The sequence below is a fragment of the Mesorhizobium sp. B2-3-5 genome (assembly GCF_006442395.1).
GTDB lineage: Bacteria > Pseudomonadota > Alphaproteobacteria > Rhizobiales > Rhizobiaceae > Mesorhizobium.
Genome location: NZ_VFVX01000001.1, coordinates 484,881 through 499,786, shown reverse-complemented (window position 1 = coordinate 499,786; position 14,906 = coordinate 484,881). Strand labels below are relative to the sequence as shown.

The window sequence follows — 14,906 nt, the reverse complement described above, 5'->3', positions numbered from 1 at the left end:
TCCCAAGAACAAGCCTTCGCGCTCCATCCAGAGGACAGAAATTTCAGATGAACAAGGTATTCTCCGGCATCGCGGGTGCCGCACTGCTGCTTGCGTCGGCCTTCACCACCGTTTCGGCGCAGGCCGACGATCTCGAAAAGGTCAAGGCGGCGGGCGAACTGAAAATTTCCATGAGCGGGCAATATCCGCCCTTCAACTTCGTCAACGACCAGAACGAGGTCGTCGGCTTTGACGCCGATATCGGCAAGGCCATCGCCGAGCGCATTGGCATCAAGGGCACCATCATCACCACGGCCTGGGACGGCATCATCGCCGGGCTGCTGGCCAACAAATACGACACCGTCGTCGGCTCGATGACGATTACGCCGGAGCGCGAAAAAGTGGTCGATTTTGTCGGCCCTTACTATCACGCCGGCCGCGCTGTTTTCGTGAGCGAGGCTTCCAAGGTCCAGGGCCTGGAGGACCTCAGGGGCAAGACCCTTGGCGTGACGCTGGGCGAAACCCATGAGAAATGGGCACGCGCACAAGGCGGCTGGGACGTCCGCACCTACAAGGGCCTGCCGGAACTTCTGCTGGAGCTGAAGGCCGGACGCGTCGACGCCATTGTCGTCGACAACATTCCGGTGATGGTCGCAGTCAAGGAAACCGGCGAGAAGGTCCGCAGGCTCGACACGCCCAATATCGAGGGCGGCAGCGTCGCCATCGGCATCGCCATCCGCAAGGACAATCCGGGGCTCAAGGCCGCCATGCAGAAGGCGCTGGACGAGATGATGGCCGACGGCACCTATGAGAAGATCTCCAAGCAGTGGGTCGGCAGCGACATCCGCTGAATCCCGCAGGTTCAGGTGGCTGCCAAGGCCACCTGACCCAAGCGCCACTCCGCCGGGCCGTTCCATGGATTTCTCCCTGATGCAACGCGTCTTTCCGTTCTTCCTGGAAGCCGCTTTGGTGACGTTGGAGCTGACAGCCCTAGCCCTGGTTCTGGGGCTAGTCGCGGCAGCGCTGACCGCTGCCGCGAGGATGTCGAGGTCGGCGATCCTGCGCGCCATCGGCACGGCCTATGTCAGCCTGTTTCGCGGCACGCCCTGCCTGATCCAGCTCTTCGTGCTCTATTTCGGCGGCCCGCAGATCGGCATCAACCTCGATCCATTCGCGGCTGGTGTGATCGGCCTTGGCCTTAACATCGGGGCCTATATGGCCGAATCGATCCGTGGCGCGGTGATGGCGGTCGACCGGGGCCAGACGGAAGCTGCCCGCACAATCGGCTTCAGCCGGTTCCAGACCTTGCGCAAGGTCGTGCTTCCGCAGGCGGCCAGGCTGATGATCCGGCCGCTCGGCGTCAATACGGTCGCCTTGCTCAAGGGGTCGGCACTGGTATCCACCATCTCGGTGGTGGAGCTGACCTATACCGCGCAGCGGTTCATCGGCTCGACCTACAAGCCGTTCGAGATCTTCGGCGTCGCGGCGCTGCTCTACATGCTCATGGTCTACGCCGTCGCCCGCCTCGTCGATCTGCTCGACAAGCGCTTCGCCATCGTCTGAGGGGAGAGCAACGATGCAAGGTTTGGATTTCACCGTCATCGCACCCTATTGGGATCTCTTGCTGACGGGTGCCTTGTGGACCGCTGTGCTGACGGTTTCGGCGGGAACACTCAGTTTCATCTTCGGCATCCTGTTTGCCGTCATAGTGCTCTATGCGCCGGCAATTCTCGCCTATCCCGTGCGTGCCTTCATGTGGGTGTTCATGGGCACGCCGCTGCTTTTGCAGCTGTTCCTGATCTATTTCGGCCTGGTGCAGGTCGGTATCGACATCCCCGCGCTTGCCGCCGGCATCGTCGGGCTCGGCCTGCACTTTGCCGTCTACAATGCCGATGTGATGCGCGCCGGCATAGTGGCTGTCGACCTTGGCCAGACGGAAGGGGCGCGCAGCATCGGTTTCGGCAAGTGGCAAACGCTGCGCTATGTCGTCATACCGCAGGCCGTGCGCAACACGGCGCCACCGATCGGAAGCAACCTGATCGCGCTGTTGAAGGAATCCTCGATCGTCTCGGTCATCGGCATCGCCGAGCTGGTCCACTCGGCACAACTCGCGATCAGCGAAACCTTCCGCCCCTTCGAGTTCTACATCACGGCCGCCGCGCTCTATTACCTCTTGAACCTCGTGCTCGAAGCGGCCTTGCATCGGTTTGAAAGACATGTGGAGGTCTCCCGATGAACACGCAGCGGCCGATGGTCGAGGTTTGCGGCGCACGCAAATCCTTCGGCGCCGTCGATGTTTTGAAGGGCATCGACCTGTCGGTCGAGCGTGGGCAGATCGTGGCCATCATCGGGCCGAGCGGCTCCGGCAAGAGCACGCTGCTGCGCTCCATCAACCATCTCGAGACCTTGAACGGCGGTGAAGTCTGGCTCGACGGCGTGCAGGTCAACCAGAAGCTGCACGGCCAGGCCTTCGAGCGGCACATAAACAAGGTGCGCCAGCAAATGGGCATGGTGTTCCAGCACTTCAATCTGTTCCCGCATCTGACCGTGATCGAGAACATCACGATGGGGCCGGTGATCCTGAAGGGCATGCCGAAGGCCGAAGCCCGGGCGCTGGCCGTTGGTCTGTTGTCCAAGGTCGGGCTCGCCGACAAGATCGACGCCTACCCCTCGCGGCTTTCGGGTGGCCAGAAGCAGCGTGTGGCGATCGCCCGTGCGCTGGCCATGCAGCCCAAGGTGATGCTGTTCGACGAAGCCACCTCCGCACTTGACCCCGAACTCGTCGACGAGGTCAACGCGGTGATGAAACAGCTTGCCGCCGAGCACATGACCATGCTCATCGTAACGCATGAAATGCGCTTTGCCGGTGAAGTCGCCGACAGGGTGCTGTTCATGGACGGCGGTGTGGTCGTCGAGGAGGGCCCGCCGATCGAGATCTTCCGTTCGCCGCAGAAAGAACGCACGCGCAGCTTCCTCAAGAAATATCTTTCCGCCTGAGCACGCCGATGACCAGATTAGCCACGGAATTCCCTGATTTCGGACTGACAGAGGAGCAGCGCCGCCACGCGGTGCGCGGCCACTACTATGAATGGCCCGGGATGGACGGCGATCGCGGCGAAATCTGGTGCTACAGCGACCGCTTTTCCTATCGCGCCGGCGAGACAGTGACGCTGCATGTCAGTTCGACCGCACCGTCCTTCAGCATGACGATCGTCCGCGATGGCGGCAGCGAGACAAAAATGTTCGAGAAATCGGGCATCGCGGCGCGCTGGCAGGAAAGTCCGGATCAATGCTCGGCGGAGGGCTGTGCTTGGGAAGCCTCGTTCGAATTGCGCGTGGGGAATGACTGGCCGTCCGGTGCCTATCGGGTGACGCTCACCGCCGACGGACGCGATGGCAAGCCAATTCACAGCCATCATCTGTTCATCGTCTCTCCCCAATCCGGGAGAAAGTCCGGCCGCGTGCTGCAGGTGGCGGCGACGGGCACCTGGCTTGCCTACAACACCTGGGGCGGCTCGAACCACTATCAGGGCATCACCGGGCCGGATCGCAACCAGTACTCGCCAATCGTCTCGACGCAGCGCCCCTGGTGCCGTGGCTTCGTCGTGCTGCCGAAAGATGCGCCGCGCGTGCCGCTGGAGGTCGCCGTGCCGCCAAAGACGGTGCCGCGCTATCCGCATATGGAATGGGCGCTCGCCACTGGCCATTCGAAGAAATACGCCTCATCGGGCTGGGCCAGCTACGACAGCCATTTTTTTCGCTTTGCCGAACGTGCCGGCTACGGCGTCGATCTCGCCAGCCAGCACGATCTGCATTTCTCGCCCGAAATTCTCGACGGCTACGACTGCGCCGTCTTCGTCGGTCATGACGAATACTGGACCTGGGAAATGCGCGACGCCGTCGACCACTATGTCGAGCGCGGCGGTCATGCGGCGCGCTTCGCCGGCAATTTCATGTGGCAGACCCGCCTTGAGGACGAAGGCCGCCGGCAGGTCTGCTACAAATACCGCGCCCGCGCCGAGGACCCGGCCTATCGCGGTGGCGACGTGACCCGCGCCACCAATTCCTGGGAGGCGCCGGAAATCGGCCGGCCGGGTTCCGCAACCTTCGGGCTCAATGCCACGCGTGGCCTTTACGCCGGTTGGGGCGGCTGCGCGCCGCGCGGCGTGCGCGGCTTTCCGGTCTACCGGCCGGAGCACTGGGCTTTCGCCGGCACCGGCATCTACTATGGTGATCTCCTCGGCGCCGACAGCCATGTCTATGGCTATGAGGTCGATGGGCTCGATTTCGAGATACGCGGCGGTCTGCCCTATCCCACCCCGACCAGCGGCGCGCCTGATGGGCTGCAGGTTCTTGCCGTCGGCATGGCGTCCCAGGTCGAGGAAAGCGCCGACATTCCGGTCGAGGACCAGTTCCTCACCGACGAGGATGGCCGCTTCAGCGCCGAAACGCTTTTCGGCGACAGGAGCGACGCCAATCTGGAAAAAGTCAAACGCAGCAACGGCATGATCGTCAACTTCCCGCGCGGCAAGGGCGAGGTGTTCCACGCCGGAAGCTGCGAATGGGTCGCCGGCCTGCTAAGACAAGACCCAATGGTCGAACGCGTCACCCAGAATGTCCTTGATCGCTACCTTGGAAAGTCCTGACATGTCGAAAGTCCAGCCTGCCATTCGAGACACTGACGCCCGGCGCCAATCGCATCTGTTCTACCTCTCCAGCCTGCGCCGGCCGCTGATCGACCGCGCCGAAGGCATCTACATGTGGACGCAGGACGGCCGCCGCTTCATCGACGGATCGAGCGGCCCGATGGTCGCCAATATCGGCCATTCCAACCGCAACGTGCTCGACGCCATGAAGCGGCAGATGGACCGCGCCACCTTCGCCTATCGGCTGCATTTCGAAAACGAACCGGCGGAAGAGCTGGCGCGCGAATTGGCCGGCAAGCTGCCGGAAGGCATGGACCGGATCTTCTTCGTCTCCGGCGGCTCTGAGGCGACGGAATCTTGCATCAAGCTGGCGCGGCAGTGGGCCGTCGCCACCGGCCAGGCCAGCCGCTGGAAGGTGATCACGCGTTTCCCCTCCTATCATGGCGGCACGCTGGGTTCGCTCTCGATCACCGGCGACGATGCGCTGGCCGAAACCTTCACGCCGATGATGCGGGTGATGCCGACGGTGCCGGCGCCAACCGCCTGGCGCGATCGCGACAATCTGTCGATGGAGCAGCGCGGCATCCGCTACGCCGACATGCTGGAGGAGAAGATCCTGGCCGAAGGCCCGGACAGCGTCGTCGCTTTCATCATGGAGCCGATCGGCGGTGCCGCGACCGCGGCCCTGGTGGCACCGGACAGCTACTATGCGCGCATCCGCGATATCTGCGACCGCTACAGCATCCTGCTGATTCACGACGAAGTCATGAGCGGCGCCGGCCGCACCGGAAAATTCCTCGGCGGCGACCACTGGAACTGCAAGCCTGACATTGTCGCGCTATCGAAGGGGCTGGGCTCCGGCTATGCGCCCCTCGGCGCGCTGGCAGCGCCCCTGCGGCTTGTACAGCCGCTGCTCGCTTCCGGCGGTTTCCAGCACGGCCATACCTATGCCGGTAATCCGCTCGCCTGCGCCGCTGGGCTCGCCGTGCTCGGAGAAATGGACCGACTCGACCTGATCGCCAACGCGGCTGCCATGGGCGATGTGCTGATGGATGGATTGAAGGGATTGGCCAAGCGCTTCCCCTTCATCGCCGACGTGCGCGGCAAGGGCCTGCTCACCGGCGCCGAGATGGTCGCCGATCCCGATACGCTGAAGCCGATCGACCAGAGCAAGAAAGCCACGCAGCGTCTGCTCGACCTTGCCTATGAGCGTGGGCTGATCATCTATGGCCGCAAGGTCAAAGGCGGCATCGACGGCGACAATTTCATGGTCGCGCCGCCGATGATCGTCACCGGCGAACAGGTCGGCGAGATCATCTCCATCATCGGCGACTCGCTGGAGGTTCTGGCTTCCGAACTCGACCTGCCCGTCGAAGGCCGGGGGTAAAGGAATGGCGCCGCGAAAAGTCATCATCACCTGCGCCGTCACCGGCTCGGTGCATACGCCATCGATGTCGCCCTATCTGCCGGTGACGCCGGACCAGATCGCGGCTGATGCGATCGCGGCTGCCGAAGCCGGCGCCTCGATCCTGCATCTGCATGCCCGCGACCCCAGGGATGGCCGACCGACCGCCGATCCGGACGTCTATATGCAGTTCCTGCCGCGCATAAAACAGGCGACGTCAGCGGTGATCAACATCACCACCGGCGGTTCCTCGCTGATGACACTGGACCAGCGGCTGGCGGCACCGCTACGCGCCGAGCCCGAAATGTGCTCGCTCAACATGGGCTCGATGAATTTCGCGCTCTTCCCGATGCTCGACAAGCCACGGGAATGGCAGCACGAATGGGAGCCCAAGCTGCTTGAGGCCACGCGGGACACCATCTTCAAGAACACCTTCGCCGACATGGAAAGTGTTTTGGAAAGGCTGGGCAAGGGCTGCGGCACTCGCTTCGAATTCGAATGCTACGATGTCGGCCATCTCTATTCGTTGGCGCATTTCCGTGATCGGGGGCTCGTGTCGGGACCGCTGTTCATCCAGTTCGTGCTGGGCATTCTGGGCGGCATCGGCGCCGATCCCGACAATCTCATCCATATGAAGCGCATCGCCGACAAATTGTTTGGCGATAGTTACCAGTTCTCGGTGCTGGCCGCCGGCCGCAACCAGATGCCGCTGATCTCGATCGCGGCGGCGATGGGCGGCAATGTCCGCGTCGGGCTGGAAGACAGTCTCTACGACGGCCGCCACCTGGCGAAATCCAACGCCGATCAGGTGCGCCGCATCCGTGGCATTCTCGATGGATTGTCGCTGGAAGTTGCCACGCCGGCAGAGGCACGTGAGATGCTGGCGCTGAAAGGTGGCGACCGGGTGGCGTTCTGATGATGATGATCTGAAATGTTGGCGTTCCGTCCCACCCCCCTCTGTCCTGCCGGACATCTCCCCCGCAAGGGGGGAGATCGGATTTCACGCCGGCTTTCGCAAATCACCAACGTTGCAAGAAGGGCGGCTGGATCGAAGCTGTCAATCTCCCCCCTTGCGGGGGAGATGTCCGGCAGGACAGAGGGGGGTGCCTTGGCGCCCTACCTGTCGTGAGCGGCATCCTTATCCGCCCCGGCCGGATCGACGATGTGGACACGATCCACGCCGCGCTTCTTAAACTCGGCACCCATATTGGCGCGCATCAGGAGATCACTTCGACGCCCGATGATCTTCGCCGCTACGGGTTCGGCGAAAAGCCTGCCTTTTCAACCTTGATTGCCGAGATCGACGGCGAATTCGCCGGCCTCTGCCTTTATTTCCCGATCTTCTCGACCTGGATGGGCCGGCCCGGCGTCTATGTGCAGGACCTCTATGTCGAGGACCGGTTCCGCGGCCGCAAGATCGGCGAGCGCCTGCTGCGACGCGTCGCTGCGCAATGCCGGAAAGAAGGCGGCGTCTATCTCAGGCTCTCGGTCGATACGGATAATGAGGGCGCCAAGGCCTTCTATGAAAGGCTGGGCATTGCCTGGTCGAGCTATGAACAGACGCAGAAGATCATCGGCGAGGCCTTCCTTGCCTTTGCCGGCGCGCCGGAGAATGGAGAGCAGGAATGAAAGCCTTCTATGCCGAGGAGCAGAAGCGCCACGATCCCAAGGCCTTTCTTTCCAGCGGCGCGCCGCAGCCCAATCCGGAAAAGCCGGAGCGCGTCGAGAGATTGTTAGCCGGCGCAAAATCTGCCGGCTGCACGATTGAACGGCCCCGCGATCATGGGCTCGGTCCGGTCTCGGCGGTGCATACGCCTGAATATCTCGACTTCCTCGAGCACATCTTCGCGCGCTGGCAGCGCATTGAGGGCGCCTCGGCCGAGGTGATCCCCAACATCCACCCGATCGTGCGCAGCGGCTTCTATCCGGCCTCGGCGGTCGGTCAAGCCGGCTACCACATGGCCGATACCGCTTGCCCGATCTCGGGCGAAACCTGGCAAAGCGCGTTGTGGAGCGCCTGGAGCGCGGTTGAAGCCGCAGAGGCGGTGATGGCTGGCGCGCCGGCCGCCTATGCGCTGTGCCGCCCGCCTGGCCACCACGCCTTTGCCGACGTCGCCGGCGGCTTCTGCTTCATCAACAATTCGGCCGTCGCGGCCCAGGTGCTGCGCAAGCAGGCCGCGCGCGTGGCCATCCTCGATGTCGACCTGCACCATGGCAACGGCACGCAAGGCATCTTCTATGCGCGGCCCGACGTGCTCACCGTCTCACTGCATGCCGACCCGGTGCGCTTTTATCCCTTCTTCTGGGGCCATGCCGACGAGCGCGGCGAAGGGCCCGGCCTCGGCTACAATTTCAACCTGCCGCTGCCGCGCAAATCCGCGGATGCCGCGTTTCTCGAAGCGCTCTCAGTGGCATTCCAGCGTATTCGCGCCTTCGCCCCAGATGCGCTGGTCGTAGCGCTCGGTCTCGATGCCTTCGAAGGCGATCCGTTCGGCGGGCTTTCGGTGACGACGCCTGGCTTCTCGCGCATCGGAGAGGCCATCGCCGGTCTCGGCCTGCCGACGGTCATCGTCCAGGAAGGCGGCTATCTTTGCGACGCGCTCGGCGACAATCTCACCGCCTTCCTCACCGGTTTTGGCGGCAAGGCGCGGTGATATCGTTCCGACGCGGCCTCAGGAGCGCTGCTGTCTCAGCATGGCAATGACCCGGTGCACGCTCTCAAGCGTCTCGTCGATTTCGGCAGCCGTATTGTAATGAGCGATGCCGATGCGAACGACACCGTGCTCGGCCGGAATGCCGAGTTGGTGGACGATCTCCCAGGCATAGTTATGGCCGGACCACAGGAAGATGTTTTCGGCGTTCATCTGCCGCACGATCGTTTCCGGGACGATACCCTCGACGGTGAAGGAGACCGTCGGCACCCGATCACCGAGCCGTTTCGGATCGGTGATGCCGTGGATGGTCAGGCCTGAAATATCGGACAGGCCGTCGATCAGCCTTTGCGCCAGCGGGTTTTCATAGGCGATGGACACTTCGAACGCCCTGGCGATCTTCTGCCTCCTCGAGCCGCCCTCGCCCGCCGCCGCACCCAGCCCGGCAAAATAATCGACCGCCGCCGTAAGACCGGCCATCAGTTCGATTTGCGGCGTGCCGAGTTCGAAGCGCTCCGGCAAACCGTTGGACGAACAGCGGCATTTGTAGGCTTCCAGACTGTCGATGACGTCGCGCCGGCCCCACAATATGCCCATATGCGGGCCGAAGAACTTGTAGGCCGAGCAGATCAGGAAATCGCAGCCGAGATCCCGTACGTCGATCAGACCATGCGGCGCGAACTGGACGGCATCGACATAGACCAGGGCGCCGGCCTGTTTTGCAAGTTGGGTCAGAGGTCTAACCCTGTTGATCGAGCCGGTGAGATTGCTGGCGTAGTTCAAGGCGACGAGCCGTGTCCTGCCGGACAGCAGACCGGCCAGCGTTGCCTCCTCGACCTGCCAGCTCTTTTCATCGAACGGCAGCCAGCGCACAACCAGGCCGAGATCCTCGGCCAGTTGCAGCCAGGGCGAAACATTGCCCTCGTGATCCATGCGGGTGAGGATGATCTCGTCGCCCGGCTTCAACGTGCGGCCAAGCGTGCGCGACATGTGATAGGTCAGCGTCGTCATGTTGGCGCCGATGATGATTTCCCGCGGGCTCTCCGCACCAAGGAAATCGGCCATTGCCTGATGCGCTTCGTCGACGACTGTTTGAGCAGCGACCGTCGTTTCGAAATAACCGCCGAGATTGGCGTTTGTGGTGAGCAGGCAGTGGGAGACGGCGTCCGCGACGGCTTGCGGCACCTGAGTGCCGGCAGGATTGTCGAGATAGATACGGCGGCGGCCCTTGTCGGTCAGTGAGAGGGCGGGAAATTTTCCACGCACGGCCTCGATCGAAAAACCAACCATTCTCTCTACCCCTCTGTTTTGCCGCGATAATTCTGCAACCGGACCCGATCAAGGACAGGGATTACCGACCCTCTGGTGAATGGCATCCACTGCCTTCTGCATCTCTTCGGTCCACACCACATCGACGGAGGATAGTGCCATGTCGAGTTGCTCGACACTGGTGGCTCCTACGATGTTGGACGTGACGAAGGGACGGCTCGATACGTAGGCATTGGCAAACAGGGCCGGCTCCAGCCCGAAACTGCGCGCCAGCTCATTGTATTCGAGCTGCGCTTCGGCCGCATTCGGTGTCTCATAGCGCTGGCCACGGTTGAACAGTTGCGAGCGCGAGCCCTGCGGGCGCGCGCCATGATCGTATTTGCCGGTCAGGTAGCCCTGCGCCAACGGCGAGTAGGCGAGCAACGACACGTCCTCACGCGAGCAGACCTCGGCAAGGTTAACCTCGAAGGTGCGGTTCACGAGATTGTAGGCGTTCTGGATCGACGCGACGCGTGGACCGATTCCTTTGTCGGCCTCTGCGACGAAGCGCATCACGCCCCACGAACTCTCGTTCGACAGGCCGAAATGGCGGATTTTTCCAGCCTTCACCAGTTCATCGAACACTGCGAGTGTCTCGGCGATCGGCGTTTCGCCAGCCGACGCGCCGACAGAATCCGCACGACGCGCTACCGCGCCGACGCGTGTTGGGTTGGCGCCCCAGGGGATGTCCCGTTCCGGCCAGTGGATTTGGTAAAGATCGAGATAGTCCGTGCCAAGCTTGGCCAGCGACTTGTCGATGGCGTCAAAGATATCGGCCCGCACCAATTGCGAGGGCCTGTCGCCGCGAAACCAGCTGTTGGCGGTGCGACCGACGACCTTGGAGGCGAGGATCACCTTGTCGCGGTTACCTCTCGCCTTCATCCAGCTACCGATAATCTTTTCGGTCCGCCCCTGTGTCTCGGCCTTGGGCGGAATCGGATAGAGTTCGGCGGTGTCGATGAAATTGACGCCGCGCGAAAAGGCCAGGTCCATCTGGGCGTGCCCCTCGGCCTCGGTGTTCTGCTGGCCCCAGGTCATCGATCCTAGGCAAATCTGGGTAACAAGAAGATCGGTCCGACCGAGACAGCGTTTGTGCATGGAATTCTGCTCCGGAGGGAAAGCTTGCGCGGCCGCGCGGGGAGGAAATCGCACCTTACAGGAAAGCGGTGGCGCTCTCCAAGTCTCGCAAGGCCGGACTTTTAAGTCGAGGCGTTTAGCGGCGCACGCGGGCTACGGCGCGGCGCTTGGCCTCGTCGATCAGCATGTTGGCCACCTGCATGCGGACCATGGCGCGCTGGCGCAGATGCGGGGCGACACGGTCCGGATGATTGGCGAAGGCAAAGCTGCGGCGCATGCGGCCGAAATCGGCAGCGCCCTTGGGCTGGTCCAGTCCCAGTTCGGCCGCGATCGATTCAGGATCGATCGGGGGCAATTTTTCCTCGGGTTTCGGTTCCTCGCCGGCCAGCGCCAGCCTAGCGTGGTCCAGCAAGGCGGCAAATTCGCTCGCCAGATCGGCACCAGCCTCACGATATTCGGCGGCGGATACTTTGATGCGGCCGGAATGGAGTTCATCCGCAACCGAGAGATAGTCGAAGGGAATGGACGGACGCGCGCCCGTCTCGTCGGCCTCGATGCCGTCACCCTTTTCGGAAGCAACGAAGAGATCGTCGAGCAACGAAGCGAAATCACGCTTTGCGCTGGTAGCGATGTCAGCCTCCTCCTTGCCCGACTGTTCCGTTATCAGAACATAGAACCGGCTCGTTAAAAATAGATGCCACCGGTCTTGATGAATTTAGCCATTCGGAGGATCGCGCCCGGTTCCCAACAAAAGCCGGACTGCACTTTCGTGCAGCCCGGAAATTCGCCAGGAGTGGCGAGGAAAACTGGCCATGTGCCAGGGACGAAGCTTACGGTTTGTGCGGCGCGAAAGTTTCACCGGGTTCGCGAAAAAATCTTATGGAAAATCATTCGCACATGGCAGGCATGCGAATGCTGCACTGCACAATTGTCACGATTCACCTATATTAAGGGCCGTGGAGGACCAATCAGGAGCCTGAATCATGGGTTTCTTCACTGAAATGTTCGCCCGGCCACGGCCGCAGGAACATCTGAGATACCGTGCGGCACTGGCGCTGCTTCATTCGATGAGCAATGCCGACCGTGCCGATATCGGCATCAAGCCAGCCGATTTTCCGCGCATCGCCCGCGAAATGTCCGTTCGCTAAGCTGGTTTGCGAGATGTCCCGGATCGATCCGGGACATCTCAAGACCTCAATCCTCAACGCGTTCCGAGGAATGTCGCCTTGCCGAGCGGCACGCCATTATGGCGAAGGATGTCGTAGGCGGTGGTGAGGTGAAAATAGAAGTTGGGCATGGCCAGATGCAGCAGGTACTTCATCCCGCCCATCGTCGTTTCACGCCCACCGAGCTTCAACTCGATCGTCTTGTCTTCCGAACCGTCGATATCGGCTGCGGAAAAAGTTGTCAGATGTGTAACCGTCTTGGCTATCCTCGCCTCAAGGTCGGCAAAGCTCGCCTCGCTGTCCTCATATTTCGGCACTTCGCGGCCGGCCAGCCGCGAGGGCGCGCCCTTGGCATGATCGGTTGCGATCTGCACCTGCCTGGTCAAGGCGAACATGTCGGGCGCCAGCCGCGCCGTCAGAAACACCTGCGGGTCGATCTTGCGATCAAGCGCATTCTGTTCGGCAGCCGCCAGAACACTGGAAAGGGCTTTCAGCCTGGCCGAGAACACCGGCACGGAAGCCTCATACATCGATATTGTCACGTCAAATCTCCTGTCCGGTCTGAGCGCCGCCAGCTGGAGCTAGCGCCTCAAGGCGCGATTCTTCAAGCGCTATGAGCGCCGCGTCACCACGCCGCCGCAATCGCAATGGTAGAATCCGCGTTATCGAACGCGGAGATTCCCGATGAGACGCGTCCTTCTCGCAGCGACTGCCCTTCTCTCCCTTGCCGCGACGGGCCTGCCGTCCCTCGCCGCCGGCGATGCTCCGGAAGCACCCTATATCGACGATAGGTCGAGCGCCGAGGCGGTCATCCGTTCGCTCTATAGCGCCATCAGCCGCCACGAGTTCGCTCGCGCCTGGGGTTATTTCGGCGATACCAAGCCGGCTAATGATTTCGACAGTTTCGTCAAGGGCTATGACGGCACCGACAAGGTCGAAGTCGCGACCGGTGCGGTTTCAGACGAGGGAGCCGCCGGCAGCATCTACTATAACGTGCCCGTCGCCATCCGTGCCACGGACAAGAAGGGCGGCGAAAAGGTCTTCGCCGGCTGCTACACGCTGCGCCAGGTCAATGCCCAGGCCCAGGCGGAGCCACCCTTCGATCCCATCCATATCGAGAAAGGCGCGCTGAAACCTTCCACGGCCGATTTCGAAGGGGCGTTGCCGGCAAGCTGTGGCGACGGACCGCCGCCGCCCAAGAAGGACACCGCGCTCGAACAGGCCAAGAAGGCTTTTCTGGCGACGTATGGCGACCAATGCGACAAAAACCTTCTGGCCAACGACCCGGAAATTTTTTCGATCAAGTACAGGGACAAGGACGCGGCTGCCAGCGATCCCGACCGGGAAACACGGCTTTTCCATTTCTCCTGTTCGGCCGCGGCCTACAATGAGAACTCCATCTATTACATGAGCGATGATGTATCAGGTGTGCGGCAGTTGCAGTTCACCGAGCCGGAGATGGATATCCGCTACGTGAACAATGACAGCGAGGGCAAGGTCGAATCCATGCACATCGACGGCTTCCGGACGACAGGCTGGGCGACCAATTCCAGCTATGACAAGGATGCCCACACGATCACCAACTTCAACAAATGGCGTGGCGCCGCAGATGCCTCTTCGTCGGGCACCTATCTATTCCGCAACGGCGATTTCTCGCTGGTCCAGTATGATGTCGACGCGTCCTATGACGGCGAGCAGAACCCGCAGACAGTCGTCGACTACAACACCGCCCCCTGAAGGCCGGCAGGCTTCCAGCCGGCGGCGGTCAAGGCGCCTTCGACAGCATCCAGTTGAGTGTTCCCCGCCAGTCGGCCATGCGGATCGGCGTGCCGTGGGTGCCTGTCTCGAAGCGGACGAAGCGGGTCGGATATGTCTTCGACCTGGCCAGGATCGAGCGGAAGAAGGCTTCCTGATTGGCGACGGGAAAGACTACGTCATGGCTGCCCTGGCCGAAGAAGACCGGCACGCGGCGTTTGAAGGCGGGGCTGGCGAAAAAGCTCTCGTCCCATAGCGAACCGAGCAGCAGAAAGCCATCGATGCGGCCGCCCGTATCCTTGCGTCCCGCAAGCTTCCAGCACAGTGCGCCACCCATGGAGCCGCAGGCGACGAAGATCTTCGCACCCGGAGACTGTTCGGCATAGTGATCGATCATGGCCGCGACCTGCGCGGCGCCCTTGTCGCCGAAATCGGGGAAATCCGGAGAGAGATAGAGGCCACCGTTGCCGGCCATCAGGTTCTTGATGCGATTGAAATTGCCGCCGAAAGTGAAGTCGTCGACCCCCTGCTTGCGGCTGCCGCCCTGTCCATGCAGATAGAGCACGATGATGGCAGCGCCTTGCATCTTGCCGACAGCGACATGCCTGACATCGCCGGCGTCCGTCTTCAGCATCAGATCCTGCTGCACCTTGCGCACGCCGGTATCGGTATATTGCGGATGCACGCGTTTTTCCGGCACCTCGTCGCGCTGGTTGATGTCGCGCATCTCGCGGTAGTCGATGACCGTATAGGCGCCATTGGTGTCGGACGAGAGCGTGGCCGGATAGGCAAAGAGATCGTCCTTGAAGGGCTTTAGTTCAAGCGCATTGGCGGCAGTGCAAAGAGCGAATGTCGCGACCAGAAGGCCATGGAGCGGGGAGAGGATACGAAAAGCCATACCTCAGCCATGCGTAATACA

16 protein-coding genes are annotated in these 14,906 nt (G+C 62.1%); 11 read left to right on the top strand and 5 right to left on the bottom strand.

Annotated elements, in window-relative coordinates; translation table 11 throughout:
- The first annotated feature begins 47 nt into the window (after positions 1–47).
- The 9 genes from FJ958_RS02570 to FJ958_RS02525 all read left to right on the top strand — a co-directional run bounded on the left by FJ958_RS02570 (position 48) and on the right by FJ958_RS02525 (position 8,684).
- Positions 48–830 carry an ABC transporter substrate-binding protein gene (locus FJ958_RS02570; RefSeq protein ID WP_140738991.1) on the top strand — a complete coding sequence of 261 codons (783 nt, stop codon included), beginning with the start codon at positions 48–50 and terminating at the stop codon, positions 828–830.
- Between the two features lie 64 nt (positions 831–894).
- Positions 895–1,542, top strand: a complete 648-nt coding sequence (locus FJ958_RS02565; RefSeq protein ID WP_140738988.1) for an amino acid ABC transporter permease — start codon at positions 895–897, stop codon at positions 1,540–1,542.
- Between the two features lie 13 nt (positions 1,543–1,555).
- A complete protein-coding gene (locus tag FJ958_RS02560) occupies positions 1,556–2,215 on the top strand; it encodes an amino acid ABC transporter permease (protein WP_140738985.1) in 660 nt (219 codons plus the stop codon).
- A complete protein-coding gene (locus FJ958_RS02555) occupies positions 2,212–2,976 on the top strand; it encodes an amino acid ABC transporter ATP-binding protein (RefSeq protein ID WP_140738982.1) in 765 nt (254 codons plus the stop codon). The genes FJ958_RS02560 and FJ958_RS02555 overlap by 4 nt, the downstream gene beginning before the upstream one ends.
- An 8-nt stretch (positions 2,977–2,984) precedes the next feature.
- Positions 2,985–4,625 (top strand): N,N-dimethylformamidase beta subunit family domain-containing protein, encoded by a 1,641-nt coding sequence (locus tag FJ958_RS02550; RefSeq protein WP_140738979.1) that lies wholly within the window; start codon positions 2,985–2,987, stop codon positions 4,623–4,625.
- A 1-nt stretch (position 4,626) separates the two neighbouring features.
- On the top strand, positions 4,627–6,012 hold the full coding sequence (locus FJ958_RS02545; protein ID WP_140738976.1) for an aspartate aminotransferase family protein: 1,386 nt from the start codon (positions 4,627–4,629) through the stop codon (positions 6,010–6,012).
- Positions 6,013–6,016: 4 nt separating this feature from the next.
- The gene (locus FJ958_RS02540) at positions 6,017–6,946 is read left to right on the top strand and encodes a 3-keto-5-aminohexanoate cleavage protein (RefSeq protein WP_140738974.1); all 930 of its coding nucleotides are present in this window, start codon (positions 6,017–6,019) and stop codon (positions 6,944–6,946) included.
- 209 nt (positions 6,947–7,155) lie between these two features.
- Positions 7,156–7,659: a GNAT family N-acetyltransferase gene (locus FJ958_RS02530; protein ID WP_140738968.1), complete on the top strand. Its 504-nt coding sequence runs from the start codon at positions 7,156–7,158 to the stop codon at positions 7,657–7,659.
- Entirely contained in the window at positions 7,656–8,684 is a 1,029-nt protein-coding gene (locus FJ958_RS02525; protein ID WP_140738965.1) for a histone deacetylase family protein, read from the top strand. The genes FJ958_RS02530 and FJ958_RS02525 overlap by 4 nt, the downstream gene beginning before the upstream one ends.
- 18 nt (positions 8,685–8,702) lie before the next feature.
- On the opposite strand, the gene FJ958_RS02520 is transcribed toward FJ958_RS02525, so the two are convergent.
- The 3 genes from FJ958_RS02520 to FJ958_RS02510 form a co-directional block, all read right to left on the bottom strand.
- Entirely contained in the window at positions 8,703–9,971 is a 1,269-nt protein-coding gene (locus FJ958_RS02520; RefSeq protein WP_140738962.1) for a cysteine desulfurase-like protein, read from the bottom strand.
- Between the two features lie 48 nt (positions 9,972–10,019).
- Positions 10,020–11,087 (bottom strand): aldo/keto reductase, encoded by a 1,068-nt coding sequence (locus tag FJ958_RS02515; RefSeq protein WP_140738959.1) that lies wholly within the window; start codon positions 11,085–11,087, stop codon positions 10,020–10,022.
- Positions 11,088–11,202: 115 nt separating this feature from the next.
- Positions 11,203–11,664 (bottom strand): hypothetical protein, encoded by a 462-nt coding sequence (locus FJ958_RS02510; RefSeq protein WP_140738956.1) that lies wholly within the window; start codon positions 11,662–11,664, stop codon positions 11,203–11,205.
- 385 nt (positions 11,665–12,049) lie between these two features.
- Between FJ958_RS02510 and FJ958_RS02505 the strand changes: the two genes are divergently transcribed.
- Entirely contained in the window at positions 12,050–12,214 is a 165-nt protein-coding gene (locus tag FJ958_RS02505) for a hypothetical protein (protein WP_140493788.1), read from the top strand.
- 53 nt (positions 12,215–12,267) lie between these two features.
- On the opposite strand, the gene FJ958_RS02500 is transcribed toward FJ958_RS02505, so the two are convergent.
- Positions 12,268–12,774, bottom strand: a complete 507-nt coding sequence (locus FJ958_RS02500; protein ID WP_140738953.1) for a DUF1993 family protein — start codon at positions 12,772–12,774, stop codon at positions 12,268–12,270.
- A gap of 142 nt (positions 12,775–12,916) precedes the next feature.
- On the opposite strand from FJ958_RS02500, the gene FJ958_RS02495 reads away from it, so the two are divergent.
- On the top strand, positions 12,917–13,969 hold the full coding sequence (locus FJ958_RS02495) for a DUF1176 domain-containing protein (protein ID WP_140738950.1): 1,053 nt from the start codon (positions 12,917–12,919) through the stop codon (positions 13,967–13,969).
- Between the two features lie 28 nt (positions 13,970–13,997).
- On the opposite strand, the gene FJ958_RS02490 is transcribed toward FJ958_RS02495, so the two are convergent.
- Positions 13,998–14,885, bottom strand: a complete 888-nt coding sequence (locus tag FJ958_RS02490) for an alpha/beta hydrolase (protein ID WP_140738947.1) — start codon at positions 14,883–14,885, stop codon at positions 13,998–14,000.
- Positions 14,886–14,906 lie beyond the last annotated feature (21 nt).

Excerpts from the sequence above, each read along its gene's own strand:
- FJ958_RS02515 (WP_140738959.1), bottom strand. The coding sequence starts at position 11,087 with ATGCACAAACGCTGTCTCGGTCGGACCGATCTTCTTGTTACCCAGATT.
- FJ958_RS02540 (WP_140738974.1), top strand. The coding sequence starts at position 6,017 with ATGGCGCCGCGAAAAGTCATCATCACCTGCGCCGTCACCGGCTCGGTG.
- FJ958_RS02520 (WP_140738962.1), bottom strand. The coding sequence starts at position 9,971 with ATGGTTGGTTTTTCGATCGAGGCCGTGCGTGGAAAATTTCCCGCCCTC.
- FJ958_RS02570 (WP_140738991.1), top strand. The coding sequence starts at position 48 with ATGAACAAGGTATTCTCCGGCATCGCGGGTGCCGCACTGCTGCTTGCG.
- FJ958_RS02490 (WP_140738947.1), bottom strand. The coding sequence starts at position 14,885 with ATGGCTTTTCGTATCCTCTCCCCGCTCCATGGCCTTCTGGTCGCGACA.
- FJ958_RS02555 (WP_140738982.1), top strand. The coding sequence starts at position 2,212 with ATGAACACGCAGCGGCCGATGGTCGAGGTTTGCGGCGCACGCAAATCC.
- FJ958_RS02565 (WP_140738988.1), top strand. The coding sequence starts at position 895 with ATGGATTTCTCCCTGATGCAACGCGTCTTTCCGTTCTTCCTGGAAGCC.
- FJ958_RS02560 (WP_140738985.1), top strand. The coding sequence starts at position 1,556 with ATGCAAGGTTTGGATTTCACCGTCATCGCACCCTATTGGGATCTCTTG.
- FJ958_RS02545 (WP_140738976.1), top strand. The coding sequence starts at position 4,627 with ATGTCGAAAGTCCAGCCTGCCATTCGAGACACTGACGCCCGGCGCCAA.
- FJ958_RS02550 (WP_140738979.1), top strand. The coding sequence starts at position 2,985 with ATGACCAGATTAGCCACGGAATTCCCTGATTTCGGACTGACAGAGGAG.
- FJ958_RS02505 (WP_140493788.1), top strand. The coding sequence starts at position 12,050 with ATGGGTTTCTTCACTGAAATGTTCGCCCGGCCACGGCCGCAGGAACAT.
- FJ958_RS02495 (WP_140738950.1), top strand. The coding sequence starts at position 12,917 with ATGAGACGCGTCCTTCTCGCAGCGACTGCCCTTCTCTCCCTTGCCGCG.
- FJ958_RS02525 (WP_140738965.1), top strand. The coding sequence starts at position 7,656 with ATGAAAGCCTTCTATGCCGAGGAGCAGAAGCGCCACGATCCCAAGGCC.